Below are 21,125 nucleotides of genomic sequence, written 5' to 3'. Positions count from 1 at the left end.
TGGCCTTATTGCGCGGTCCAGCCGCCGTCGATCGAGAAGGACGCCCCGTTGGCCGAGGCCCCCAGGTCGGAAATCAGATACAGGAACAGGCCCGAAAGCTGCTCCGTGGTGACGAACTGTTTGGTGGGTTGCGCCTCCAGGATCACGTCGGTGATGACCTTTTCCTTCGAGATGCCGCGCGCCCTGGCCTGATCGGCGATCTGCGACTGGACCAGCGGCGTCTCGACATAGCCGGGGCAGATGGCGTTGCAGGTGATGTTGTCGCGCGCGACTTCCAGAGCGACCGTCTTGGTGAAGCCGACCACGCCGTGCTTGGCGGCGACATAGGCCGACTTGAACGGGCTGGCGACCAGACCGTGGGCCGAGGCGATGTTGACGATCCGGCCGCGCCCCTGCGCCTTCATGATCGGGATGGCGGCGCGGGTGGCATAGAAGGTCGAGGACAGGTTGATGGCGATGATCTGTTCCCACTTGTCGGACGGGAATTTCTCGACCGCCTCGACATGCTGGATGCCGGCGTTGTTCACCAGAATGTCGACGCGACCCAGCTGGTGCTTGCCGAAGGCGACCATGTCGGCCACCTCGTCACCCTTCAGCATGTTGGCGGCGTGATAGCGCACACGGACGCCACAGCTGGCCTCCAGCTCGGCGCGGGTGCGTTCGATCTCAGAGGGATCGCCCAGACCGTTCAGCACCACGTCGCCGCCGCGCGATGCGACCGCCCGGGCCAGCGCCAGGCCGATGCCCGAGGTGGAACCGGAAATGACCGCGACCTGACCCTTCAGGTCATCGGGATTGCGATAGACGGGGCGCTCGGTCGCTTCACCATCCTTCTTGCCGGGCCACTGGAACATGGGGTCTCGTCCACTCTGGTTTCCTGGTGCCGCGCAAAGAGGCGCGACGGTTTCTAGGTTCCGTCAGCCTAGCTGTTCGCGACTGCGAAGGCGACAGGCCGGGGCAAATTTCATGCCCGGGTGAATATCCAGTCGGTGTCGGTCGAGGCCGCCTTGTCGAAGGCGTAGCCGTCGCGGGCAAAGGCCTTGAGGTCCGCAGCCTTCCCGATTCGTTCGTCGATGGCGAACCGGGCCATCGACCCGCGCGCCTTCTTGGCAAAAAAGGAGATGATGCGGCTTTCGCCGTCCTTGGTCTCACGGAACTGGGGGGTAACGACAGGCAGTTTCAGCGCCCGGGCGTCGACCGCGCCGAAATACTCCTGGCTGGCCAGGTTGACCAGGGTGGGGTCGGACTGGTCCGCCGCATCGGCGTTCAGCTGTTTCGAGATCCGGTCGCCCCAGAAGTCGTACAGGCTGGACCCGCGACGCGTCTTCAACCGCACGCCCATCTCCAGCCGATAGGGCTGGATCCGGTCCAGAGGGCGCAGCAGGCCATAGAGCCCCGACAGAATGCGCAGGTGATCCTGGGACCAGGCCAGCGCCGTCTCGTCCAGCGTCCGCGCCTCCAGACCCTGATAGACGTCGCCTGCGAAGGCGAAGGCGGCCTGGATGCCGACATCGGTCGCGGCCGGATCGAAGGCCTGGAACCGCTCGCGGTTGAGCCGGGCCAGATCGTCGGAAATGCTCATCAGCCGACGCAGGTCGGCCTTGGTCTGGCGCTTGGCCGTGCGCGCCAGACTGGCCAGGTCGTCGGTGAACCGCGGCCGGGTCGCCGGGACCGTGAGGGCGGGTTCGGAAAAGTCCAGCCGTTTGGCCGGGGACAGCACGATCAGCAAGGGCAGGAGCTCCGTTCGTCAGCCGGCGTGTCTAGGCTGGTTCGGTGACGGAATGAAGGGTGCCGATCGCCTCAGAACAGGACCGCCGGGTTCATGATCCGCTTCGGGTCGATGGCGGCCCGGATCGCCTGCATGGTGGCAATCTCGAGCGGCGACTTGTAGCGGCGAGCCTCGTCGGTCTTGAGCCGCCCCAGCCCGTGTTCGGCGCTGATGGAGCCTTCATAGCGGGCGACGATGTCATGGACGACCTGCGATCCCGCCTCCCACCGACCCAGGAAGGCCTGCAGGTCCGCACCGGGCGGGCACAGGACGTCGTAGTGCATATTGCCATCGCCGACGTGGCCGAAGGCGCTGACCCGCGCGCCGGGCTCGAACCGTTCGACGGCGGCGGTGGCTTCGTCCAGGAAGTCGGCGATGCGGCTGACGGGGACCGAGACATCATGCTTCCAGCCGCCGCCCTCGGGCCTCTGGGCGGCAGACTGCTCCTCGCGCAGCTTCCAGAAGTCGCGAACCTGCGTCTCGTTCTGGGCGATGGCGGCATCGGTGATCAGGTCGGTCTCGAAGGCCGTGGACAGGATGCGCTCCATCCCGGCCTCGGCCGCGCCCGGTTCGCCCGACGTCAGCTCGATCAGGGCATACCAGGGCTGGACACTGTCCAGCGGCTCGCGGACACCGGGGATGTGCTTCAGGGCGAAATCGACACCGACGCGCTTCATCAGTTCGAACGCCTCGACCCCGCCGCCGGTCTCGGCCTTGGCGCGGGCCAGCAGCTGGATCGCCGCGTGGGGATCGGCCAGGCCGACGACGGCCGTCGCGCGGCTTCGCATGATCGGGAACAGCTTCAGCGTCGCGGCCGTGACGACGCCCAGCGTGCCCTCGGCCCCGATCAGCAGCTGCTTCAGATCATAGCCGGTGTTGTCCTTCCTCAGCCGCTTCAGGCCGTTGAAGACCTGACCGTCGGGCATGACCGCCTCGATGCCCAGCACCAGATCGCGCATGACGCCATAGCGAATCACGGCGGTGCCGCCGGCGTTGGTCGAAATCACGCCCCCGATCGTCGCCGTGCCCTCGGCCGCGAGACTGAGCGGGAAGAACCGGTCGGCCTTCGCCGCCAGTTGCTGGGCCTCCAGCAGGGTGACGCCCGCCTCGACGGTCATGGCGTCGTCCAACGGCGTGACGTCGCGCACGGTCCGCAGGCGACGGGTGGACAGCAGCACCTCTCCATAGGGAATCTGACCGCCGACCAGGCCGGTATCGCCGCCCTGGGGCACGATGGCGACACCGTGGCGGGCGCAGATTGCCACAGCCTGCGCGACCTCGGCGGTCGTGGCCGGCTTCAGCATCAGGGGCGTGTTGCCATGCCATTTGTTGCGCCATTCGGTCAGCCAGGGCGCGATCTCGGCCGCATCCTCGGTCCAGCCGGCCGGGCCGAGGGCGGCCTTCAGGGCGATGACGGCGTCGACGGGGGGAGGGGGGCTCGCGCTCATGTCGCCTTGTCTCAAAGCATGGCCGCATTTGCCACCCCAAACCGCTGCCGGACAGCTATGATGCGGCGATGACATCGCCAACCGCCATGATCCCGGTTCCTGCTGTGGGGGTCGTCTGCCTGAAGGGTGACCAGGTGCTGATGATTCGGCGAGGGACGGCGCCGCGCATCGGCCAGTGGAGCCTGCCGGGCGGTCGGATCGCGCCGGGTGAGCGGGCCATGGACGCCGCTCTTCGTGAACTGCGCGAGGAGACCGGTGTGACCGCGCGCCTCATCGGATTGATCGACGTCGTCGACGGCATCTTTGCCGATGAGGGTCGCCACTATGTCCTCATCGACTATGCCGCCGAATGGATCGAAGGCGTGCCTGTGGCGGGCGACGACGCGGCCGAAGCCACATTCATGTCGATCGACGAGGCGCTGAAAGCCGTCGACTGGGATCAGACCCGCCGCATCATCGCTGCCGGAGTCCGGTTGGCCGGAAGGGCCTGACACTCTGTCAGGTGTCGTCACTTACCTATTGAGGCCCGAAAAGCGACACAAACCTCAGTCGACCCGGATGACTTTGCCGGTGTCGTCTGCCACACAGCAAAGAGTTCGGCGTTGTGCCGACTCGGGGGAGATATCGAATGAAGAAGACCTTGCTCGCTGCAGCGTCCACTGCCGCTCTCGTGATCGGCATGAGCGCCTTCGGCACCGCCGCCATGGCCCAGGCCACGTTGACGGTTACCAATGACGGTGAAGTCGCCATCACCGAGCTGGCCATTTCCGGCACCTCGGTCGAGGACTTCGGCGAGAACCTGCTCGACGAAGAAATCGCTCCCGGCGATGGCGTCGAAGTGACCTTCGAAGTCGGCGACGAGTGCATCCAGGACGTCCAGGCCACCTACGAGGATGGCGACACCGAAGAAGTCTATGACGTCGACCTGTGCTCCGGCAGCGGCTTCGAGGTCGAGGACGACGACGTCGATGAGGAAGATCCCTCGGAAGACGAAGAAGAAGATGAAGACGAGGACGAATACGAAGACGAAGACGAAGACGAAGACGAAGACGACTCTGACGACGAGGACGAGGACGAGGACGAGGACGACTCGGACGATGAGGACGAGGAAGACGAAGAAGAAGACGATTCCGACGACGAAGAAGACGAGGAAGAAGAAGAGTAATCTTCTTTTCAATCCGAGCCTTGCGGCGGTCCCCTCGGGGGCCGCCGTTTTCGTTTGGAGGTGACCGGTTTCGATGGAACAGGCCTCGGCGCAGGCGTAACATGTCCGACGTTGGAGGAAACGAATGAGCTATTTCGCACTCGCGCTGGTGGTCCTGGCCATCGTCATGCTGTTCAGCGTGGTCAAGATCGTGCCCCAGGGGCGGGAACTGACCGTCGAGCGGTTCGGCAAATACACCAAGACCCTGAAGCCGGGCATCAGCATCCTGACCCCGTTCGTCGAGCGGATCGGGCGGCGCATGAACATGATGGAGCAGGTCCTGGACGTGCCCCAGCAGGAGGTGATCACCAAGGACAACGCCATGGTGAAGGTCGATGCCATCGTCTTCATCCAGGTGATGGAGGCTTCGGCCGCGGCCTATCGGGTCGAGAACCTGCCCTATGCGATCACCCAGCTGTGCTCGACCAATCTGCGGACCGTCGTCGGATCGATGGATCTGGACGAGGTCCTGTTCCAGCGCGACAACATCAACTCGCGTCTGCTGACCGTGATCGACGCGGCGACCGAGCCGTGGGGCGTCAAGGTCAACCGGATCGAGATCAAGGACCTGACCCCGCCCGTCGACATCACCAATGCCATGGCGCGCCAGATGAAGGCCGAGCGCGAACGTCGCGCCGTCATCACCGAGGCCGAGGGCGAGAAACAGGCTGCCATCGCCCGCGCCGAGGGGGCCAAACAGTCCGCCATCCTGCAGGCCGAGGGTCGCAAGGAAGCCGCTTTCCGCGACGCCGAGGCCCGCGAGCGCGCGGCCGAGGCCGAGGCCAAGGCGACGGCCATGGTCAGCCAGGCCATCGCGGCGGGCGACGTCAACGCCATCAACTATTTCGTGGCCCAGAAGTACGTCGAGGCCTTCGCCGAACTGGCGCGGAACCCGACCGCCAAGACGGTCATCGTGCCCGCCGAGATGGGCAGCCTGGTCGGCACCATCGCCGGGATCGGCGAGCTGGTCGGTCTGGCCCGCGACCAGCAGCAGATGACCCGCGCCGCGCCCCCGCCACCGCCTCCACCACGTCCCCGTGGCGGTACCGTCCCGCCCACCGCCTGATCCGGAGCACCCTCATGACCGCGATCGCCGACATCTATGCCGCACAGCCCTTCTGGATCTGGCTGGCGCTTGGCGTTCTGTTGCTGGCCGTCGAAGCCGCCTTCTCGACCGAGTGGCTACTTTGGCCGGCCGTGTCCGCCGGGATCGTCGCGGTCCTGACCGCCCTGGGTCTGCGGCTGGGTCTGCCGGTCGAGATCGGTCTGTTCGCAGCCCTGACCCTGCTCTCGACCCTGCTGTCGCGCCGACTGATCCAGCGGGTGAACCCGTCGGACAGCCCCGATATCAACGACCGCGACGGCCGGCTGGTCGGACAGCGGGCCAGGGTGGTGTCGGCCTTCGTCAGCGGACGGGGGCGGGTGTTCGTGTCGGGTGCCGAGTGGCCGGCGGAGATCGAGGGCCCGGCACCCGATGTGGGATCGGACGTCGTCGTCGAATCGAGCCTGGGGTCGGGCCTGAAGGTTCGCGCGGCCTAGGTTCTCGCCTTCGCCGCTCGCATCTCCTCGATGCCGCGGTTCGCCAGCTGGTCGGCGCGTTCGTTCAGGGCGTGGCCGGCGTGGCCCTTGACCCAGTGCCACTTCACCTCGTGCCGGGTGCGGGCGACGTCGAGGCGTTTCCACAGGTCGTCGTTCTTCACCGGCTTCCTGTCCGCCGTCTTCCAGCCGCGCGCCTTCCAGCCATGGATCCATCCGGTGATGCCATCCATCACATATTTGCTGTCCGTGTGCAGGTCGATCCGGCACGGGCGGGTCAGGGCCTCCAGCGCCATGATGGCGGCGGTCAGCTCCATGCGGTTGTTGGTGGTCAGCGGCTCTCCGCCCGACAGTTCCTTGGTGCGCTCGCCAAACTGAATGATCGCGCCCCAGCCGCCTGGGCCCGGGTTACCCTTGCAGGCGCCGTCGGTGTGGATGATCACGTGGGACACGGGCATTCTCGCATGGCGTTATAACGTGTGTTATACAGTGGGTCGAAAGAGAGGCCAGTCATGATCGCGCTCAAAGTCACCCAGGTCGGAAACTCGGTCGGCGTCGTGCTGCCGAAGGAGGCCCTGGTGGAACTGGGGGTCGAGAAGGGCCAAACCCTCTATCTGACCCGCGCGCCGGATGGATCGATGCGTCTGTCGCCCTATGATGACTCGGTTCAGCGCCAGATCGCCCTGGGTGAGAAACTCATGGACGAGCATCGAGATGTCTTCCGCGCCCTGGCCAAATGAAGACGCGCGAACCGGTCTGGCTCGAACAGGCCGCGATCGTGGCGCTGCATGACCGAAGTCTGGCGCTGCATGGCGGACCATCGGGCCTTCGGGACGAAGGTTTGCTGGAATCGGCTTTGCAGCGCCCAGGGAACCGGTTCTTCTACGACGGCGAAACGAGCCTCGCCGTGCTGGCCGCGACCTATGCGGTCGGGGTGGCGTCGAACCACCCGTTCGTCGATGGCAACAAGCGCGCCGCCTATCAGGCCTTGATTCTGTTTCTCGCTCTCAACGGCTCCCCGCTTCAGGCTGACAAGGTAGACGCTATCGAGACGATGCTGGCCGTCGCGGCTGGTGATGTAGACATTGAGGCCCTCGCCGAATGGATCAGGGCCAACAGTACGGCGTCGTGACGCCGCATTCGCTTGGCGCGTCGCCATCCGTTGGACTATATGCAGCGTATGTTTGACGCGGGCCGCTTCCGGTCCGTTCGAGGAGATTGTTCCGTGGGCGCTATGAGCATCTGGCATTGGGCCTTTGTCATCTTGATCGTTGCGCTGCTGTTCGGGGGCAAGGGCAAGATCTCGGGCCTGATGGGTGACGCGGCCAAGGGCATCAAGGCCTTCCGCGAGGGCCTGAAGGACGAGGACAAGAAGGACGGTCCGCATGAGGGCGTCAGCAGCCTGCCGCGCACCGACGCGGAAAAGGAAGAGCTGAAGCGCTAGTCGCGGGCGGGAAGAGAGCCTGACGGATGGGCGGCCTCGGCCCCGGGATCGGGGGCCTCGAATACGTTGTGATCGGCATCGTCGCCCTCGTGGTCGTGGGACCCGAGCGGCTGCCCGGCATGCTGCGCGCGCTGGGCAAGATGGTCGCCAGGGCGCGGGGCATGGCCAATGAGTTTCGTGCCAGCTTCGAAGACATGGCCCGCCAGTCCGAACTGGACGAGCTTCGGAAAGAGGTCGAGGCCCTGCGCACCAGCCAGATGGTGCCCCTGGGGGCCGCCGCCGACGCAGCCTTCAAGGACATCAAGGCCGATCTGGAACGCCCCGCTCACGTCGAGAGCCTGCCGCCGTCCGTGGTTCTGGACCAGCCGGAGTTCCCCGAGGCCGTGACGATGCCGGCGCCGGAGGCCGTCGCGCCCGCAGCCAAGGCTTCCCGCAAGCCTCGCGCCGCGTCTGCCAAGGCGATCTCGGCGGGCACGACCGCGAAGGCGCCGCCCAAGGCCGCCAGGCCCCGCGCGCCGCGTAACAGCAAGATCGACCTGTGACCGTTCGCGACGAGGCCGAGATCGAGGCGTCGCGGGCGCCCCTGATGGATCACCTGATCGAGCTGCGCGGGCGGTTGATCTGGTGCGTGGTGGCCTTCATCCTGGCCTTCATCCTGTGCTTCTTCTTCGCGGCCCAGCTGCAGGTCGAGCTGATCAAGCCGTTCCAGGCGGCCGCCGCCGTCCATGCCGATGCTGTCGCCCGGGGCACACACGGCAATCCGCTGGACCTGCTGGCCATTGCCATGGGCCTGAAGCCGCTGCCTCCCGGCGGGCTGGCGGCGGTCGAGCTGATCGCCACGGCGCCGCTGGAACAGCTGTTCACCAAGATGAAGATCGCCGGGTTCGGGGCCATCGTGCTGTCGTTCCCGGTCATCGCCTATCAGCTGTACGCCTTCGTCGCGCCGGGCCTTTACCGCAACGAGAAGGGGGCCTTCCTGCCGTTCCTGATCGCCACGCCGGTGATGTTCTTTCTGGGCGGGGCGCTGGTCTATTACGTCATGCTGCCGTTCGTGATGCTGTTTTCCCTGAGCCAGCAGATCTCCAGCGAGGGCATCACCGTGATGCTGACGACCAAGATCTCGGACTATCTGAACCTGGTGACGTCGCTGATCCTGGCGTTCGGACTGTGCTTCCAGCTGCCGGTGGTGACGACGCTGCTCGGCATGGCCGGGCTGATCTCGTCCAAGCTGATGAGCGAGGGCCGACGCTATGCCATCGTCGCCGTCGTGGTCCTGGCCGCCATCGTCACACCGCCCGACCCCATCAGCCAGCTGATGCTCGCCGTGCCCCTGGTCCTGCTTTACGAGGTGTCGATCTGGTGCGTCCGGCTGATCGAGTGGCGGCGCAAGACGGACGAGGACGCCGAGGTTCAGGTCAGCGCCTGATCGGGCGTCAGGATGTCGAGTTGCGGAAACAGCGGTCTCAGATGGCTGATATTCCATGTCACGACGCGAGGAATTCCTGCCTCGATAGCGGCTTGTCCGATAAGCCAGTCGTAGATTCTGGCACCGATGCCACCGTGCTCGCTGAAGGCTCTCACAGCCCAGACGGTTTGGGTGGGCGTCAAACCTACCAGCGTGGTGACTGCGGAGACGCTTTCAAGCGAAGCCCAGGCCCGGGCGGGTTCCCAGCCGTAAGGGGAGGGGCCACTTCTCCTGGTCAAGGTCGTGAATGCCTCAGCGTAGCTGTGTGCCGCCACGCCGAAACGCTGGTTCTCTGCGGCGATCAGGATCCGGACCGAGGGCCCATGATGCGAATGGTCCTCCTCAAGGCCAGCGACGATGACGTTGCTGTCGAGAAGCGTTGTCAGTCGATGCATAGGCCGCGTTCATTTCGATCCTCGTCGATCGAGGCCAGCGTTTCCTCAAGTGTGATGGTGCGGCCAGTGGCGCGCTGCACAAGGATTCTGCCCTTCCAGACCATGCCGTCGGGTGCCGGTTTTGGGCCCGGCGGATGGAAAGCGCGCAACGCTTCCTCCACCACCTGCGTCGTTGTCATGCCCGTCTGGCGAGCCAGGTCCGCAGCGCGCTCACGCGCGAACCGGGAGCGTATGTTAAGCTGAGCGGATCGGGCGCGTTCCATGGGTTCCTTTCTATCACGGAGGCCCGGGGAATGGCTAGCAGACCGAACATCTTGCTAGCCAAGACGTAGCCGCGGGCCCGGGCGGGTGTCATCGCGCTGGCCGCCGTCGTCACGCCGCCCGACTCCATCAGTCCGCTGATGCTCGCCGTGCCCCTGGTGCTGCTCTACGAGGTGTCGATCTGGTGCGTCCGGCTGATCGAGTGGCGGCGCAGGACGGACGAGGGCGACGAGGAATCGGCTGGCTAGAAGGGACATGGTACAGGTGAGAGGGCACCGCTGGCACTACGCTTGTCGTTCTTCCGACCCAAGTCGATGGCAGGAAATCTTATAACCCACCTTTCAGAGCTCGCGACCCAACAAACGGTCCTTTATTGATAAGCGGGCTTTCAGGGCGTTTGCTAGCGCTTTCTTGACTTCACTTGATTCCGCGTCCGTCAGTTCGTCTGTTGCTTTATGTTCGCTCAACGCTGAAAAAACGAACCGTAGGAACGGCTTGCCATAGCTAGGGTGAGAATGCACCAACCGTTTGATGGCTGCAGGGTGCTTGTAGATGTGACATCTAATGGTATGGGTCCATGCATCCCTGTCATCCTTCGAGAGGCTGGACAACGGCCACCTCTGTCGGCTCAGCCAAATGACCATCTCTTCCAAAACGTAAAAGTGGAAAGATAGCTTTGGGTCTGTTGCCGTCGTTGCATTTGGGCTCTCGGTCAGATACTCGCGAAATAGTGCGTGAACATGGGCGAACGCCGCATCTGTCGAGTTTTTTCGGTAGGTTAACAGGGCAAGAAATAGCCCAATAACACCTACGACAAAGCCGATTGCCGATGCGGTATTCGCGAATCGACTACCGTCTTGCCCTTCAACAAGCCACCGCCAGAACGCGGCGAGATCGATGTCCATCTTTTCCCCCTCCAACGAGCCAAGTCTGTGCTCAGTACCAACGGAATGCAACCTTTGAGTGCAGCAAAAAGCCCCGGATGGCGGACCATCCGGGGCCTTGTCTATCCGCCGACCCTATCGATCAGCAGCTGTAGTACATGTCGAACTCGACCGGGTGGGGGTGGAGCGACAGGCGCATGACCTCTTCCATCTTCAGCTCGATATAGCTGTCGATGAAGTCGTCATCCATGACGCCGCCCTTCTTGAGGAAGGCGCGGTCCTTGTCGAGGTTCTCGAGCGCTTCCTTCAGCGAACCGCAGACCTCGGGGATGTTGCCGCGCTCTTCGGGCGGCAGGTCGTAGAGGTTCTTGTCGGCGGGGCCGCCCGGATCGATCTGGTTCTCGATTCCGTCGAGGCCCGCCATCAACAGGGCGACGAAGGTCAGATAGGGGTTGCCCATCGGATCGGGGAAGCGGGCCTCGATGCGCTTGCCCTTGGGCGAGGAGACGTGCGGGATACGGATCGAGGCCGAGCGGTTGCGGGCCGAATAGGCCAGCTTCACCGGGGCTTCATAGCCGGGCACCAGACGCTTGTAGGAGTTGGTGGTCGAGTTGGCGAAGGCGTTAATGGCCTTGGCGTGCTTGATGATACCGCCGATGTACCACAGACATTCCTGGCTCAGACCGGCGTATTTGTCGCCGGCGAACAGGGGCTTGCCGTCGCGCCAGATCGACTGGTGGACGTGCATGCCCGAGCCGTTGTCGGCGAACATCGGCTTGGCCATGAAGGTCGCCGACTTGCCGTAGGCGGCGGCGACATTGTGGATCACATACTTATAGAGCTGCAGACGGTCGGCCATGGTCAGCAGGTCCGAGAACTTCAGACCCAGTTCGTGCTGGGCTGGGGCGACCTCGTGGTGGTGCTTCTCGGGCTGGAGGCCCAGGTCGCGCATGACGCCCAGCATCTCGCCGCGCAGGTCCTGGCCGCTATCGACCGGGTTGACGGGGAAATAGCCGCCCTTGGGCCCGGGGCGGTGGCCCATGTTGCCCTCGGTGTATTCCGCGCCCGTGTTGGCCGGCAGCTCGGTGGAGTCATAGCTGTAGCCGGTGTTGTGCGGCTGGGTCGTCCAGCGCACGTCGTCGAAGATGAAGAACTCGGCTTCCGGTCCGAAATAGACCGCGTCGCCCACGCCCGAGGACTGCACATAGGCCAGGGCCTTCTTGGCCATGGAGCGGCTGTCGCGGTTGTAGGGTTCGCCCGTGTCCGGGTTCATCACGTCGCAGAACAGGAACATCGTGGTCTGCTGGTAGAACGGATCGATATAGGCCGTGGTCAGGTCCGGCATCAGCAGCATGTCGCTCTCGTTGATCGCCTTCCAGCCGGCGATGGACGAGCCGTCGAACATGGTTCCCTCGGTCAGGAACTCCTCGTCGACCAGGTCGATGTCGAAGGTGACGTGCTGCAGCCGTCCCTTGGTGTCGGTGAAGCGGACATCGACGTATTTCACGTCCTTGTCCTTGATCTCCTGCAGGATCTTGCTGGCGGCGCTCATAGGTTCGATGTCCTTCTCTTCGTTTCTTCTGGGGAGGAAGCTTACTGGTCTTGTGCGGCCTAGACCGCCTGCGCCCCGGTTTCGCCGGTGCGGATGCGGATGACGTCGGTGATGTCGGAGACGAAGATCTTGCCGTCGCCGATCTTGCCCGTGCGGGCGGCGGTCTGGATGGCCTCGATCACGGCCGGGGCCAGGTCGTCGGCGACGACCACCTCGATCTTGATCTTGGGCAGGAAGTCGATGACGTATTCGGCCCCGCGATACAGTTCCGAATGACCTTTCTGGCGGCCGTATCCCTTGGCCTCGAGCACGGTCATGCCCTGCACCCCGATGTCCTGGAGCGCCTCTTTCACGTCGTCCAGCTTGAACGGCTTGATGACGGCTTCGATTTTCTTCATGGGCGCCCCCGAGCTGGCTTGGGCCCGATCTCTTGCGAGAACGTCCAGACACTCGGGGAGCAAAGGGACACCGCATTGCAGCATAAGGCAAGGGCCAGGTTGCATTTTCAGGCGCTCCGTGCGCGGAAGGATGGATGGTGAAAACGAATGCTCCGTCCCTGTGGGGAGATGTCGTCCCGCGGCCGGGCGCGCAGACGCACAAGCACAGCCGCGGTCGGCTGGGCGTGGTCAGTGGCGGGCCCCTGAGAACGGGGGCCGCGCGGCTGGCGGCGCGGGCGGGATTGCGGACCGGGGCGGGGCTGGTGCGGCTGCTGTGTCCGCCGGACGCGGCCCGGGTCGTGGCCGGGGCGGTCGAGGCGATCATGGTCGACGCCTTCGGGACGCCGGACGAACTGGCGACACTGACCCGGCCGATGCAGGCGGTGGTGATCGGCCCGGCGGCGGGGCTGGACGAGGCGACGGTCGCGAACCTGACGGCCATCGCGGGCGGGCAGGCGGCGCTGGTGGTCGATGCCGATGCCCTGACGCTCTTTGCCGGGCGGGCGGATGCGCTGTTCGCCCTGCTGGGCGAGCGCGACGTCATCACGCCGCATGAGGGCGAGTTCGAACGCCTGTTTCCCGGGCTGCTGGCGCAGGGCCGTGAGGCGGCGGCGATCGAGGCGGCCGGGCGGTGCGGCGCGGTCGTGGTGCTGAAAGGCAGCCGGACGCTGATCGCCGCGCCGGACGGGCGGATCGTGGTTCAGCCTGAGGCCTCGCCCTGGCTGGCGACGGCGGGCAGCGGCGACGTGCTGGCGGGCATGATCGGCGGGTGGCTGGCGCAGGGGCTGTCGGCGTTCGACGGGTCTTGCGCGGCCGTCTGGATGCATGCCGATGCGGCGGCCCGCTTCGGTCCGGGCCTGATCGCCGAAGACCTGCCCGAACAGATCCCCCATGTGCTGAGGAGCCTGCGATGACCCCGACCCTCTATGGAATCAAGGCCTGCGACACGATGAAGAAGGCCCGCGCCTGGCTGGACCAGCACGACCGGGCCTATGTATTCCACGACTACAAGGCCGTCGGCATCGACCGGGCGACGCTGGCGGGCTGGGTGGCCGAACATGGCTGGGAGACGGTGCTGAACCGTAACGGCACGACCTTCCGGGCCCTGCCGGATGCGGCGAAGGCCGGGCTGGACGCCGACAAGGCCATCGCCCTGATGCTGGCCCAGCCCTCGATGATCAAGCGGCCGGTGCTGGATACGGGTGACCGCACGCTGGTGGGGTTCAGGCCGGAAGGGTATGCGGCGGCGTTTGGGATGGAATAAACCAAGTAAAATCAGATATATGACGCAGATATCTGATCTATGGACAGCGGTTCAGGCCACCTCCGATTGCACTCCGGAAAAACCGAGTCCAGGGCGTGCAAGCCGCTGATTTCACAGGCCTAAAATTGCACTTCGTTGGACTCATGGAGTCCAGCGAACTCGATCGCCCGTTCCTTCTCCCCTTGCGGGAGAAGGTGGCCGAGTGAAGCGAGGTCGGATGAGGGGTGACTCCGATATCGCGGGTGAACGCCAGCCGGGCCCACACCCTATGCTCCGGAGTCACCCCTCATCCGTCAGCCTTCGGCTGCCACCTTCTCCCGCAAGGGGAGAAGGACGATGGTTTACCCCTCCACATCCGTCTCGGGGCGGTCGTGGCCGTCGGCGCGTTCGGTGATCCAGGTGCCGGTGCTGTCCGCGTATTCGATCATCGCCGTCTGGTCCGCGACGCGCTGTTCGCGAGCGGCGTGCACGGCGGCGGCTTTTGCGGCGTCGTGGTTGGGGAAGGTCTCGGACCAGGTGTCGCCGACCCTGTAGGCCCAGCCGCCGTCATGCTCGGCGATGCGATAGGTGACGTGGGTCATGGGAGGCTCCGTTGCAGGTTTGATCGCTTCACTCGCATTTTCTTCAAGGCCGTGCATCCATTTCGCGGTTCGGCTGCGACCCGTCATGGAAAGCGCGGGCGATGGGCCGGTGCGCATGGGGTGAATACGATGGAAGACCTGTTCCGTTCCTACTGGTGGCTGCTGTTCCCGCTGGGCTGGTTCGTGTTCGGCGGCCTGCAGTCCGTGATCGACTATTTCCGGCACAAGGACACGCTGAAGATCATCAAGACCTATGCCGACAAGGGCGAGCAGCCGCCCGAGGCCCTGCTGAAGGCGCTGGAGCAGCCGGAGTATGAGGATCGCCGCGACCGGCGGCGCTATCGCTACCGGTCGCACGGCGAGCGGGGCAGTGTCTTCTCGGTGGTGCTGTTCGGGGTGCTGGCGGCGGGCTTCGGCTATGCCAGCTTTTCCAACATGTACGAGGCGGGCGACGCTTTTCTGATCGTGGCCTTCGTGATGGGGGCGCTGGCGCTGGCGTCCCTGGTCTCGGTCGTGCTGGCCGGGCGCACTCCCCGCGAGTGACGGTGGTCGGTGGGGGACATGACGACAGACGCCGGGCTGGTGCGGGCGGCCCGGGCGGGCTCGGACGCCGCCTTCGCGCGGCTGGTGGAGCGGCATCAGGCCCCGGTGCGGGCCTTTCTGCGCCGGATTCTGGGCGGCCGTTTCGACATGGCCGACGACCTGGCGCAGGAGGTGTTCGTCGCCGCCTGGGGCTCGCTCGGGCGGCTGAAGGATCCGGCCGGGGTGCGGTCCTGGCTGTTCGGCATCGCCTGGCGACGGGCGCAGGACCGGATGCGGTCGGGACTGAGGGGACAGGCGCGGGACCGGGCCTGGCTGGACGAAACGCAAACCGCGGCCGGGATTTCGCCCGAGGACCGGCTGGCCCTGGCCGACGCCATGGCGAGCCTGCCCGCCGACCAGAGAGCCTGCGTCGCCCTGTGCCTGGCCGACGGATGGTCGCATGGCGAGGCCGCCGGGGCGCTGGGGCTTCCGCTGGGCACGGTGAAATCCCATGTCACCCGGGGTCGGGCGCGACTGCTGGCCGTGCTGACGGGAGGATCGGATGACGCCTGAAGACACGCGCGAGCAGACTCTGGCCGCCTTCTTCGCCGAAGCTGTCCCCCCGGCGCGCGACCTGGGCTTTCAGGCCGTGGTGGCGGAGCGGGTCGCGCGTCGACGGGCGATCGCGACGGTGGTCGCCCTGATGCCCTGGACGATCGCTGCCATCGCCCTGTGCTGGGCGCTGGGGCCGCTGCTGGCTCCGGTCGTGCTGGCGTTCAGCCAGACCCTCGCACCGGCCGTCGCCATCCTGGCCCTGACGGCGCTGGGTGTATGGGGCTCTCTTGCGGCCGGGCGCCGTCTGGCACCGGTGTAAGGCGTCAGCCGGCGCGCAAATAGCCGAGGCAGTCGGCCTGCACAGCCTTCAGAGCGGGATCGGTCACGCCCTCGACGGCCGAGATGATGGTCGGGTCGTCGGTGACCTCGCAGGTCCGTTCGTCGGCGCCGCCGGAGGCGTTCAGGGCGGTCAGCACACCCTCCGGATTGATCGGCAGGGCCCGGGACAGGGCGTCGGCCAGGCCTTCGGCGTATTCGCCATCCACCTCGGGCCTCAGCATGGGAATGACCGACAGCCAGCCGGGGTCGCCGGTCGCGATGCCGGCGAAAACCGGCTCCAGCCCGGTCGGATCGGCCGGGCCGGTCAGGACGGCGACCGTATGGCCTGCGCCATCGGCAGCGATCAGGTCGGCCAGGTGGGCGGCCGTCATCGGCTGTTCGGGGATGTCTTCGCCCTGGGTCGTGTCCACGGGTGGCGAACAGGCAGCGAGGGCGGCGATCAGGGCAGCGATAGACAGGCGGTGCATCGGTCGGGGTCTCCTTGCGCGCCACCTTACGAAGATTTCACGTCGATCCACGCATCCGTTCGCGCTCGCCGCCGCCTCTTGTGATCAGAAGGCCCGGGCATCAGGCTCGCGCCGATCATTCAAGGAGGGGCCAAACCCATGGAAGACTTCATCCCGATCTTCGCCATCTTCGCCGTTTTCGGCTCGATCACCGCCATCGTCGTCGGACCGAGCTGGCTGAAGAGCCGCGAACGCCGCGACATGCAGGCGACCGTCCGCGCCGCCATCGACAAGGGCCAGCCCCTGCCGCCCGAGGTCATCGAGGCCCTGGGCAAGGAAGCCACCAAGAACCTGCCCAGCCGCACCCGCGACATCCGCCGGGGCATCGTGTGGCTGGCGACCGGCATCGGCATCGCGGCCTTCAGCCTGATCAACGACCTGTCGGGCAATGGTGACGGCTGGGGACCCCACGGCGGCCCCGACTTCGACGGCGATCTGCTGGGCATCGCCGCCATCCCGGTCGTCGTCGGTCTGGCCTATCTGCTGCTGAGCTTCTTCAACAAGAACAGGGACTGAGCCCGGACTGACAGGGGGAAGCAGTCATGGCCAAGTCCCTGATGGACCATCACGACGTGGAGCTCGCCGCCCTTGCGGCGGCGGGCGGGCGGCGCGAGTTCGGCGAACTGGTCCGCCGCCATGGCTCGGCCGTGCGGTCCCTGCTCCGGCGGATGGGCGCGCAGGGGGCCGAGGCCGACGACGTGGCCCAGGACGCCTTTCTTCAGGCGTTCGAGAAATGCGCCGAGTTCCGGGGCGACGGCACCTTCGCCGCCTGGGTCAAGCGCATCGCCGCGCGTCTGTATCTGAAACGCAAGACGAAGGACGCCCGCTATGTCGCCGAGATCGAGCCGGACCAGGAGGATGTTACGCCCTCTCCCGACCAGGCCGGTCTGGTCGACCTGGACGAGGCCTTGAAGACCCTGAGCGAGACCGAACGCCTGTGTGTCTCGCTGTGCCATGGCGCGGGGCTGTCTCATCCCGAGATCGCGGCCGCCATGAATCTGCCGCTTGGAACGGTGAAGTCTCATGTCAAACGTGGTCTGGATAAACTCCGTGCCCGGCTTTCGCCGGATGCCGGACAGTCGGGGAGGGCGACCCATGTCGGCTGACGAAATCGATCCGATGATCGAGCGGCTGTTCGCCCGCACGCCCCAGATGGCCGACGCGACCCTGTTCGCCGCCGATGTCGAGACGAAGCTGCAATCCTCGACGCGGGTGCGGACCCTGGCCCTGACGCTTGCGGGCGTGGTCGGAGGGATCATCGCGGTGCGGGAGTCGATGAATGTGACCCTGAATTTGACAGGGTCGCAGGCCCCGGTCGCGGGGCGGGTGATCGGACAGGGGATCCAGTCCGCCAGTCTGGACGTGCAGGGGGCGGTCGCGTCCGGTCTGTCGCAGATGGGGCTGGCCGACATGACGCTGGGGTCCATGGGCGGGATGCAGCTGTTCTGGATCGCCGCCGGCGCGCTGATCGCGCTGGCCGCCGCGGGGGTGATGAAGCTGTCGCAGGATGTCTGATCGCTCGATCTCCGCACCCCCCGGCCTTCGCCGGGGTGTATGGAGATGATAGAGAGATCCGCCGTCGCATCAGATCGAGTTCAAACCGATGTCCGCCCAGTCCCAATCCGCCGTCAAACGCCTCGCGGCCCCCGACATCATGAAACGCAAGGGCGGCGAGCCGATCGTCTGCCTGACCGCCTATGACGCCCCGACGGCGGCGCTGCTGGACGATCACTGCGACCTGCTGCTGGTTGGGGACAGCGTCGGCATGGTGGTACACGGCTTGCCCAATACGGTCGGCGTCACGCTGGAGATGATGATCCTGCACGGGCAGGCGGTGATGCGCGGGTCGAGGCGGGCCATGGTCGTGATCGACATGCCGTTCGGCAGCTACGAAGGCGGCATGCAGATCGCCTATGAGAACTGCGCGCGGGTGATGAAGGAAACCGGGGCCCAGGCGGTCAAGCTGGAAAGCGGCCCGACGGTGCCCCAGACGATCGAATATCTGGTCCAGCGCGGCATCCCGGTCATGGGCCACGTCGGTCTGCGGCCCCAGGCGGTGCTGACCGAGGGCGCGTTCAAGGCCAAGGGCAAGACCGACGACGAGCGCCTGCGGGTCATCGCCGAGGCCGAGGCGACCGCCGACGCCGGAGCCTTTGCCATCGTCATCGAGGGCACGGCCGAGGGCGTGGCGCGCGAGATCACCGGGACGATCGACAAGCCGACCATCGGCATCGGTGCCTCGGCCGCCTGCGACGGGCAGATCCTGGTGACGCCGGACATGCTGGGCCTGTTCGACTGGACGCCGAAGTTCGTGCGCAAATACGCCGATCTGCGGGGCGAAATCGACCGCGCGGTCGCAACCTATGCCGCCGATGTGAAAGCCCGCCGTTTTCCTGCCGAAGTCGAGACCTACTTCTCAAGGACACCCGTCACCTCCTGACGCGTCTTGCCCGTCAAGATGCGTTGCGGGGGAAGCGCCGACTGTCTAGGGTCCGCGCCGATTGGCTTTGCAGCGTTTTTTGGGGCGGCGTTTCACGTGACTGATGTCTTCGAAGAGGTCGAGGAGGAGATTCGCTCCGAACGCCTCAAGCGCCTGGCGCGCACCTGGCTGCCGGTCGTCGGCGGGATTCTGGCCGTCGCCCTGGTCGCCGCCCTGGCATGGTGGGGCTGGCAGAGCTTCCAGACCAGCCAGGCCAACAAGGCCTCCGTCGCCTATCAGCGCGGCATTGAGGCCTTGCAGTCCGGCGACAAGACGGCGGCCGAGAGTGCCTTCGCCGAGGCCCAGAAGGTCGGCAACGGGGCCTACAAGGCCCTGGCCCTGCAGCAGCGCGCGGGTCTGGCCGTCGAGGCCAATCGCATCCCCGACGCCATCAAGCTGTTCGATGACGCCGCAAAGGCCGACTCCGATCCGATGCTGGCCGATCCGGCCCGCTACAAGGCCGCGCTGCTGCTGATGGACAACGGCGGGACGCTGGCCGACCTCGAGGCGCGGCTGACGCCCCTGACCGACGACGATCGGCCCCTGCGGCCGTTCGCGCAGGAGGCGCTGGGTCTGGCGCGTCTGCAGTTCAACAAGCCCGCCGAAGCGCGCGAGCAGTTCGTGCTGCTGACCCTGGGGCAGGACGTGCCGGATTCGGTGCGTCAGCGCGCCCAGGCCGCGATCAGCATGATCGACGCCGGACTGGTGGCCGGGCTCGGCCCCATCGTCGCCGCCCAGCAACTGGTACCGCCACCGGAGCCCGCCCTTCCGACCGGCCCGGATGGCCAGCCGATCGACCCGCGCGTCCTGGAAGCCGCACGTCAGGCCCAGGCCCAGGCCGAAGCGCAGGGGTCGAACTGACCGTGACGACCCGCCCCCTCAAGACCGGAACACCGATGACCCCTGTGTCGCGCGCATTGAAGACGGCCCTGATTCTGGGGATCGCCGCCGGATTGGCGTCCTGCGGGACCGTGCGGCGCGCGCTGCCGTTCGGTCTGGGCAAGGGCGACGCGCCCCAGGCCACGGCGACCGAGGGGACGCGGATCTCGATCCTGACCTTTGAACAGCAGCTGGCCCCGTCCGCCGGGCTGGTGGGACGTGACTTCTTCCTGCCGGGACCGGTCGCGGCCAATTCCTGGCCTCTGCCGGGCGGCACCGCGACCAATTCGATCGAACACGTCATCGCCGCGCCGAACTTCGCCGTGGCCTGGCGTCGCCGCATCGGCGACGGATCGACCAAGACCCGCCGGGTCATGGCTCCGGTTGTGGCCGACGGCGGCCGCGTCTTCGTCATGGACGCCGAATCGACCGTGACGGCCGTCGATGCGGCCACCGGCGACATCGTCTGGAAGGTCGACGTCAAGCCGGACGGCCGTGAGGCCCGCGGTGGGGCCAGCGTGTTCGGCCTGCCCATTCCCTCCATCGGCATCGGCGGACCGGGTCAGCTGACCGGCGGCTTCGGTGGCGGCGTCGCCGTCGGCGGCGGCAAGGTCTTCGTCGCCTCCGGCTATCGCACCATGTCGGCCCTGGATGCCGCCACCGGCGCAGTCGTCTGGACCCAGCCGGTCGATGTGCCGATCCACGGCGCGCCGACGGTGGCGGGCAACCACGTCTATGTCGTCGATGTCGACAACCAGCTGATCGCCTTCAACACGGCGACGGGTCTGCAGGACTGGTCCTATCGCGGCATCGTCGAGCCGGCGCGGATCATGCGGGCCTCCAGCCCGGCGGTCAGCGGCGAGACGGTCATCGCCCCCTTGTCGTCCGGTGAAGTGGTCGCCCTGCGGGCCGGCAACGGCCAGGTCGTGTGGCAGCAGGTCCTGTCGCGCACCAGCCGCACCAGCGCCCTGTCGGAGGTCCGCGACATCGCGGGTCGCCCGGTCATTTCCCGCGGCTTCGTCTATGCCGTCGGCCATTCGGGCGTCATGCAGGCCATGGACATCCGCACGGGCCAGCCGAAATGGTCGCTGCCCGTCGCGGGCGTGAATGCGCCGCTGCCGGCGGGCGACGTGGTCTATGTGGTGTCCAAGTCGGGCGAGCTGACCCTGGTCAATCGCGAGTCGGGCGCGGTCTACTGGACCCGCAATCTGAACGACGGCCGGATCCGTCAGGAAGGCGGCTTCATGGGCTTCTTCGACCGCACCGTGCGGCCGGAGTGGTCGGGTCCGATCCTGGCCTCGAACCGGCTGGTCCTGGTCAACTCCGACGGCGATGCCGTGGCCTTCGATCCGAAGACGGGCGTGGAGACCGCCAGTCTCTCTCTCGGCGCGCCCGCCTATATCGCCCCCGCCGCCTACAATGGCGCGCTCTATGTCCTGACCGACGACGGTGAACTGGTCAGCATCCGCTGATTGACACAAATTCTCCGCTCATCCCCGCGAAAGCGGGGATCCAGTGCTAGGGTGAGGCACGGAGCCTTGGATTTCGGTCGGCGCGCCAGGTCGACTATCATCGCCCAAAGGACTGGGTCCCGGCCTTCGCCGGG

General features: G+C 66.2%; 31 protein-coding genes and 1 pseudogene. 21 read left to right on the top strand and 11 right to left on the bottom strand.

All coding sequences use genetic code 11. The features are described 5' to 3' along the window. Positions 1–5: 5 nt before the first annotated feature. The 3 genes from HZ989_RS11860 to HZ989_RS11850 form a co-directional block, all read right to left on the bottom strand. Positions 6–854: a 3-hydroxybutyrate dehydrogenase gene (locus tag HZ989_RS11860; protein ID WP_245162355.1), complete on the bottom strand. Its 849-nt coding sequence runs from the start codon at positions 852–854 to the stop codon at positions 6–8. 110 nt (positions 855–964) lie between these two features. Continuing rightward, positions 965–1,729, bottom strand: coding sequence for a peroxide stress protein YaaA (yaaA, locus tag HZ989_RS11855; protein ID WP_209321025.1), 765 nt, complete (start codon positions 1,727–1,729; stop codon positions 965–967). A 71-nt stretch (positions 1,730–1,800) separates the two neighbouring features. Further along, a complete protein-coding gene (locus HZ989_RS11850) occupies positions 1,801–3,216 on the bottom strand; it encodes an FAD-binding oxidoreductase (RefSeq protein ID WP_209321024.1) in 1,416 nt (471 codons plus the stop codon). A 68-nt stretch (positions 3,217–3,284) separates the two neighbouring features. Between HZ989_RS11850 and HZ989_RS11845 the strand changes: the two genes are divergently transcribed. From HZ989_RS11845 to HZ989_RS11830, 4 genes are all read left to right on the top strand, one after another. Continuing rightward, positions 3,285–3,707 (top strand): NUDIX hydrolase, encoded by a 423-nt coding sequence (locus tag HZ989_RS11845; RefSeq protein ID WP_245162354.1) that lies wholly within the window; start codon positions 3,285–3,287, stop codon positions 3,705–3,707. A 137-nt stretch (positions 3,708–3,844) separates the two neighbouring features. After that, positions 3,845–4,381 carry a hypothetical protein gene (locus HZ989_RS11840; RefSeq protein WP_209321023.1) on the top strand — a complete coding sequence of 179 codons (537 nt, stop codon included), beginning with the start codon at positions 3,845–3,847 and terminating at the stop codon, positions 4,379–4,381. 124 nt (positions 4,382–4,505) lie between these two features. Continuing rightward, complete coding sequence (locus HZ989_RS11835; protein ID WP_209321022.1) at positions 4,506–5,486, top strand: SPFH domain-containing protein; 981 nt, start codon at positions 4,506–4,508, stop codon at positions 5,484–5,486. 14 nt (positions 5,487–5,500) lie between these two features. Next, positions 5,501–5,959: an NfeD family protein gene (locus HZ989_RS11830; protein ID WP_209321021.1), complete on the top strand. Its 459-nt coding sequence runs from the start codon at positions 5,501–5,503 to the stop codon at positions 5,957–5,959. On the opposite strand, the gene rnhA is transcribed toward HZ989_RS11830, so the two are convergent. After that, on the bottom strand, positions 5,956–6,414 hold the full coding sequence (gene rnhA / locus HZ989_RS11825) for a ribonuclease HI (protein WP_209321020.1): 459 nt from the start codon (positions 6,412–6,414) through the stop codon (positions 5,956–5,958). The genes HZ989_RS11830 and rnhA overlap by 4 nt on opposite strands. Positions 6,415–6,468: 54 nt before the next feature. On the opposite strand from rnhA, the gene HZ989_RS11820 reads away from it, so the two are divergent. The 5 genes from HZ989_RS11820 to tatC all read left to right on the top strand — a co-directional run bounded on the left by HZ989_RS11820 (position 6,469) and on the right by tatC (position 8,826). Continuing rightward, positions 6,469–6,696: an AbrB/MazE/SpoVT family DNA-binding domain-containing protein gene (locus tag HZ989_RS11820; protein ID WP_209321019.1), complete on the top strand. Its 228-nt coding sequence runs from the start codon at positions 6,469–6,471 to the stop codon at positions 6,694–6,696. Continuing rightward, positions 6,693–7,088 (top strand): type II toxin-antitoxin system death-on-curing family toxin, encoded by a 396-nt coding sequence (locus tag HZ989_RS11815; protein WP_209321018.1) that lies wholly within the window; start codon positions 6,693–6,695, stop codon positions 7,086–7,088. Before HZ989_RS11820 ends, HZ989_RS11815 begins: the two co-directional genes overlap by 4 nt. 93 nt (positions 7,089–7,181) lie before the next feature. After that, the gene (locus tag HZ989_RS11810) at positions 7,182–7,400 is read left to right on the top strand and encodes a twin-arginine translocase TatA/TatE family subunit (protein ID WP_209321017.1); all 219 of its coding nucleotides are present in this window, start codon (positions 7,182–7,184) and stop codon (positions 7,398–7,400) included. Between the two features lie 26 nt (positions 7,401–7,426). After that, positions 7,427–7,942: a Sec-independent protein translocase protein TatB gene (gene tatB / locus HZ989_RS11805; protein WP_209321016.1), complete on the top strand. Its 516-nt coding sequence runs from the start codon at positions 7,427–7,429 to the stop codon at positions 7,940–7,942. Between the two features lie 44 nt (positions 7,943–7,986). Continuing rightward, positions 7,987–8,826 carry a twin-arginine translocase subunit TatC gene (gene tatC / locus HZ989_RS11800; RefSeq protein ID WP_209323114.1) on the top strand — a complete coding sequence of 280 codons (840 nt, stop codon included), beginning with the start codon at positions 7,987–7,989 and terminating at the stop codon, positions 8,824–8,826. Here tatC and HZ989_RS11795 read toward each other — a convergent pair. Both HZ989_RS11795 and HZ989_RS11790 read right to left on the bottom strand, forming a co-directional pair. Then, on the bottom strand, positions 8,811–9,260 hold the full coding sequence (locus tag HZ989_RS11795; protein ID WP_209321015.1) for a PIN domain-containing protein: 450 nt from the start codon (positions 9,258–9,260) through the stop codon (positions 8,811–8,813). The genes tatC and HZ989_RS11795 overlap by 16 nt on opposite strands. Further along, complete coding sequence (locus HZ989_RS11790; protein WP_209321014.1) at positions 9,248–9,523, bottom strand: hypothetical protein; 276 nt, start codon at positions 9,521–9,523, stop codon at positions 9,248–9,250. Before HZ989_RS11790 ends, HZ989_RS11795 begins: the two co-directional genes overlap by 13 nt. Before the next feature lie 75 nt (positions 9,524–9,598). On the opposite strand from HZ989_RS11790, the pseudogene HZ989_RS11785 reads away from it, so the two are divergent. Continuing rightward, positions 9,599–9,769 (top strand): annotated as a pseudogene (locus HZ989_RS11785) (twin-arginine translocase subunit TatC); the annotation flags it as partial. Positions 9,770–9,862: 93 nt separating this feature from the next. Here HZ989_RS11785 and HZ989_RS11780 read toward each other — a convergent pair. From HZ989_RS11780 to HZ989_RS11770, 3 genes are all read right to left on the bottom strand, one after another. Further along, positions 9,863–10,426 carry a hypothetical protein gene (locus tag HZ989_RS11780; RefSeq protein WP_209321013.1) on the bottom strand — a complete coding sequence of 188 codons (564 nt, stop codon included), beginning with the start codon at positions 10,424–10,426 and terminating at the stop codon, positions 9,863–9,865. 121 nt (positions 10,427–10,547) lie between these two features. After that, positions 10,548–11,957, bottom strand: a complete 1,410-nt coding sequence (gene glnA, locus HZ989_RS11775; protein ID WP_209321012.1) for a type I glutamate--ammonia ligase — start codon at positions 11,955–11,957, stop codon at positions 10,548–10,550. Positions 11,958–12,016: 59 nt separating this feature from the next. Next, positions 12,017–12,355 carry a P-II family nitrogen regulator gene (locus HZ989_RS11770; protein WP_013269957.1) on the bottom strand — a complete coding sequence of 113 codons (339 nt, stop codon included), beginning with the start codon at positions 12,353–12,355 and terminating at the stop codon, positions 12,017–12,019. A gap of 134 nt (positions 12,356–12,489) precedes the next feature. On the opposite strand from HZ989_RS11770, the gene HZ989_RS11765 reads away from it, so the two are divergent. Together HZ989_RS11765 and HZ989_RS11760 are read left to right on the top strand one after the other, a co-directional pair. Continuing rightward, a complete protein-coding gene (locus HZ989_RS11765; protein WP_209321011.1) occupies positions 12,490–13,308 on the top strand; it encodes an NAD(P)H-hydrate dehydratase in 819 nt (272 codons plus the stop codon). Continuing rightward, on the top strand, positions 13,305–13,658 hold the full coding sequence (locus HZ989_RS11760) for an ArsC family reductase (RefSeq protein WP_209321010.1): 354 nt from the start codon (positions 13,305–13,307) through the stop codon (positions 13,656–13,658). The genes HZ989_RS11765 and HZ989_RS11760 overlap by 4 nt, the downstream gene beginning before the upstream one ends. A gap of 341 nt (positions 13,659–13,999) precedes the next feature. On the opposite strand, the gene HZ989_RS11755 is transcribed toward HZ989_RS11760, so the two are convergent. Beyond that, the gene (locus HZ989_RS11755; RefSeq protein WP_209321009.1) at positions 14,000–14,239 is read right to left on the bottom strand and encodes a hypothetical protein; all 240 of its coding nucleotides are present in this window, start codon (positions 14,237–14,239) and stop codon (positions 14,000–14,002) included. Positions 14,240–14,368: 129 nt separating this feature from the next. On the opposite strand from HZ989_RS11755, the gene HZ989_RS11750 reads away from it, so the two are divergent. From HZ989_RS11750 to HZ989_RS11740, 3 genes are read left to right on the top strand one after another with little or no spacing between them, the layout of a single operon-like run. Further along, the gene (locus HZ989_RS11750) at positions 14,369–14,782 is read left to right on the top strand and encodes a hypothetical protein (RefSeq protein ID WP_209321008.1); all 414 of its coding nucleotides are present in this window, start codon (positions 14,369–14,371) and stop codon (positions 14,780–14,782) included. Positions 14,783–14,800: 18 nt separating this feature from the next. After that, positions 14,801–15,334, top strand: coding sequence for an RNA polymerase sigma factor (locus HZ989_RS11745; protein WP_209321007.1), 534 nt, complete (start codon positions 14,801–14,803; stop codon positions 15,332–15,334). Beyond that, positions 15,324–15,635 carry a hypothetical protein gene (locus HZ989_RS11740; protein ID WP_209321006.1) on the top strand — a complete coding sequence of 104 codons (312 nt, stop codon included), beginning with the start codon at positions 15,324–15,326 and terminating at the stop codon, positions 15,633–15,635. Before HZ989_RS11745 ends, HZ989_RS11740 begins: the two co-directional genes overlap by 11 nt. Positions 15,636–15,639: 4 nt before the next feature. Here HZ989_RS11740 and HZ989_RS11735 read toward each other — a convergent pair whose 3' ends face one another. Further along, positions 15,640–16,122: a hypothetical protein gene (locus HZ989_RS11735; RefSeq protein WP_209321005.1), complete on the bottom strand. Its 483-nt coding sequence runs from the start codon at positions 16,120–16,122 to the stop codon at positions 15,640–15,642. A 138-nt stretch (positions 16,123–16,260) separates the two neighbouring features. On the opposite strand from HZ989_RS11735, the gene HZ989_RS11730 reads away from it, so the two are divergent. From HZ989_RS11730 to HZ989_RS11705, 6 genes are all read left to right on the top strand, one after another. After that, the gene (locus HZ989_RS11730) at positions 16,261–16,677 is read left to right on the top strand and encodes a DUF6249 domain-containing protein (RefSeq protein WP_209321004.1); all 417 of its coding nucleotides are present in this window, start codon (positions 16,261–16,263) and stop codon (positions 16,675–16,677) included. Between the two features lie 26 nt (positions 16,678–16,703). Then, positions 16,704–17,267, top strand: a complete 564-nt coding sequence (locus tag HZ989_RS11725; protein ID WP_209321003.1) for an RNA polymerase sigma factor — start codon at positions 16,704–16,706, stop codon at positions 17,265–17,267. Further along, positions 17,257–17,676 carry a hypothetical protein gene (locus tag HZ989_RS11720; protein WP_209321002.1) on the top strand — a complete coding sequence of 140 codons (420 nt, stop codon included), beginning with the start codon at positions 17,257–17,259 and terminating at the stop codon, positions 17,674–17,676. The genes HZ989_RS11725 and HZ989_RS11720 overlap by 11 nt, the downstream gene beginning before the upstream one ends. An 88-nt stretch (positions 17,677–17,764) precedes the next feature. Next, positions 17,765–18,601, top strand: coding sequence for a 3-methyl-2-oxobutanoate hydroxymethyltransferase (panB, locus tag HZ989_RS11715; protein WP_209321001.1), 837 nt, complete (start codon positions 17,765–17,767; stop codon positions 18,599–18,601). 96 nt (positions 18,602–18,697) lie between these two features. Then, complete coding sequence (locus HZ989_RS11710) at positions 18,698–19,501, top strand: tetratricopeptide repeat protein (RefSeq protein WP_209321000.1); 804 nt, start codon at positions 18,698–18,700, stop codon at positions 19,499–19,501. 35 nt (positions 19,502–19,536) lie between these two features. Then, the gene (locus tag HZ989_RS11705) at positions 19,537–20,991 is read left to right on the top strand and encodes a PQQ-binding-like beta-propeller repeat protein (protein ID WP_209320999.1); all 1,455 of its coding nucleotides are present in this window, start codon (positions 19,537–19,539) and stop codon (positions 20,989–20,991) included. Positions 20,992–21,125: the final 134 nt, after the last annotated feature.

The sequence above is a fragment of the Brevundimonas sp. AJA228-03 genome (assembly GCF_017795885.1).
Lineage (GTDB): Bacteria > Pseudomonadota > Alphaproteobacteria > Caulobacterales > Caulobacteraceae > Brevundimonas.
This window is presented reverse-complemented; position numbering and strand designations above follow the sequence as displayed.

What these genes read in the sequence shown, in the direction of transcription:
- HZ989_RS11725 (WP_209321003.1), top strand. Translation starts at nt 16,704, where the DNA reads ATGGCCAAGTCCCTGATGGACCATCACGACGTGGAGCTCGCCGCCCTT.
- HZ989_RS11740 (WP_209321006.1), top strand. Translation starts at nt 15,324, where the DNA reads ATGACGCCTGAAGACACGCGCGAGCAGACTCTGGCCGCCTTCTTCGCC.
- HZ989_RS11765 (WP_209321011.1), top strand. Translation starts at nt 12,490, where the DNA reads ATGGTGAAAACGAATGCTCCGTCCCTGTGGGGAGATGTCGTCCCGCGG.
- HZ989_RS11820 (WP_209321019.1), top strand. Translation starts at nt 6,469, where the DNA reads ATGATCGCGCTCAAAGTCACCCAGGTCGGAAACTCGGTCGGCGTCGTG.
- HZ989_RS11730 (WP_209321004.1), top strand. Translation starts at nt 16,261, where the DNA reads ATGGAAGACTTCATCCCGATCTTCGCCATCTTCGCCGTTTTCGGCTCG.
- HZ989_RS11750 (WP_209321008.1), top strand. Translation starts at nt 14,369, where the DNA reads ATGGAAGACCTGTTCCGTTCCTACTGGTGGCTGCTGTTCCCGCTGGGC.
- glnA (WP_209321012.1), bottom strand. Translation starts at nt 11,957, where the DNA reads ATGAGCGCCGCCAGCAAGATCCTGCAGGAGATCAAGGACAAGGACGTG.
- HZ989_RS11795 (WP_209321015.1), bottom strand. Translation starts at nt 9,260, where the DNA reads ATGCATCGACTGACAACGCTTCTCGACAGCAACGTCATCGTCGCTGGC.
- HZ989_RS11850 (WP_209321024.1), bottom strand. Translation starts at nt 3,216, where the DNA reads ATGAGCGCGAGCCCCCCTCCCCCCGTCGACGCCGTCATCGCCCTGAAG.
- tatB (WP_209321016.1), top strand. Translation starts at nt 7,427, where the DNA reads ATGGGCGGCCTCGGCCCCGGGATCGGGGGCCTCGAATACGTTGTGATC.
- HZ989_RS11760 (WP_209321010.1), top strand. Translation starts at nt 13,305, where the DNA reads ATGACCCCGACCCTCTATGGAATCAAGGCCTGCGACACGATGAAGAAG.
- HZ989_RS11815 (WP_209321018.1), top strand. Translation starts at nt 6,693, where the DNA reads ATGAAGACGCGCGAACCGGTCTGGCTCGAACAGGCCGCGATCGTGGCG.
- HZ989_RS11830 (WP_209321021.1), top strand. Translation starts at nt 5,501, where the DNA reads ATGACCGCGATCGCCGACATCTATGCCGCACAGCCCTTCTGGATCTGG.
- HZ989_RS11860 (WP_245162355.1), bottom strand. Translation starts at nt 854, where the DNA reads ATGTTCCAGTGGCCCGGCAAGAAGGATGGTGAAGCGACCGAGCGCCCC.
- panB (WP_209321001.1), top strand. Translation starts at nt 17,765, where the DNA reads ATGTCCGCCCAGTCCCAATCCGCCGTCAAACGCCTCGCGGCCCCCGAC.
- HZ989_RS11720 (WP_209321002.1), top strand. Translation starts at nt 17,257, where the DNA reads ATGTCGGCTGACGAAATCGATCCGATGATCGAGCGGCTGTTCGCCCGC.
- HZ989_RS11835 (WP_209321022.1), top strand. Translation starts at nt 4,506, where the DNA reads ATGAGCTATTTCGCACTCGCGCTGGTGGTCCTGGCCATCGTCATGCTG.
- HZ989_RS11770 (WP_013269957.1), bottom strand. Translation starts at nt 12,355, where the DNA reads ATGAAGAAAATCGAAGCCGTCATCAAGCCGTTCAAGCTGGACGACGTG.
- HZ989_RS11790 (WP_209321014.1), bottom strand. Translation starts at nt 9,523, where the DNA reads ATGGAACGCGCCCGATCCGCTCAGCTTAACATACGCTCCCGGTTCGCG.
- rnhA (WP_209321020.1), bottom strand. Translation starts at nt 6,414, where the DNA reads ATGCCCGTGTCCCACGTGATCATCCACACCGACGGCGCCTGCAAGGGT.
- HZ989_RS11705 (WP_209320999.1), top strand. Translation starts at nt 19,537, where the DNA reads ATGACCCCTGTGTCGCGCGCATTGAAGACGGCCCTGATTCTGGGGATC.
- HZ989_RS11780 (WP_209321013.1), bottom strand. Translation starts at nt 10,426, where the DNA reads ATGGACATCGATCTCGCCGCGTTCTGGCGGTGGCTTGTTGAAGGGCAA.
- HZ989_RS11745 (WP_209321007.1), top strand. Translation starts at nt 14,801, where the DNA reads ATGACGACAGACGCCGGGCTGGTGCGGGCGGCCCGGGCGGGCTCGGAC.
- tatC (WP_209323114.1), top strand. Translation starts at nt 7,987, where the DNA reads ATGGATCACCTGATCGAGCTGCGCGGGCGGTTGATCTGGTGCGTGGTG.
- HZ989_RS11840 (WP_209321023.1), top strand. Translation starts at nt 3,845, where the DNA reads ATGAAGAAGACCTTGCTCGCTGCAGCGTCCACTGCCGCTCTCGTGATC.
- HZ989_RS11755 (WP_209321009.1), bottom strand. Translation starts at nt 14,239, where the DNA reads ATGACCCACGTCACCTATCGCATCGCCGAGCATGACGGCGGCTGGGCC.
- HZ989_RS11845 (WP_245162354.1), top strand. Translation starts at nt 3,285, where the DNA reads ATGACATCGCCAACCGCCATGATCCCGGTTCCTGCTGTGGGGGTCGTC.
- HZ989_RS11735 (WP_209321005.1), bottom strand. Translation starts at nt 16,122, where the DNA reads ATGCACCGCCTGTCTATCGCTGCCCTGATCGCCGCCCTCGCTGCCTGT.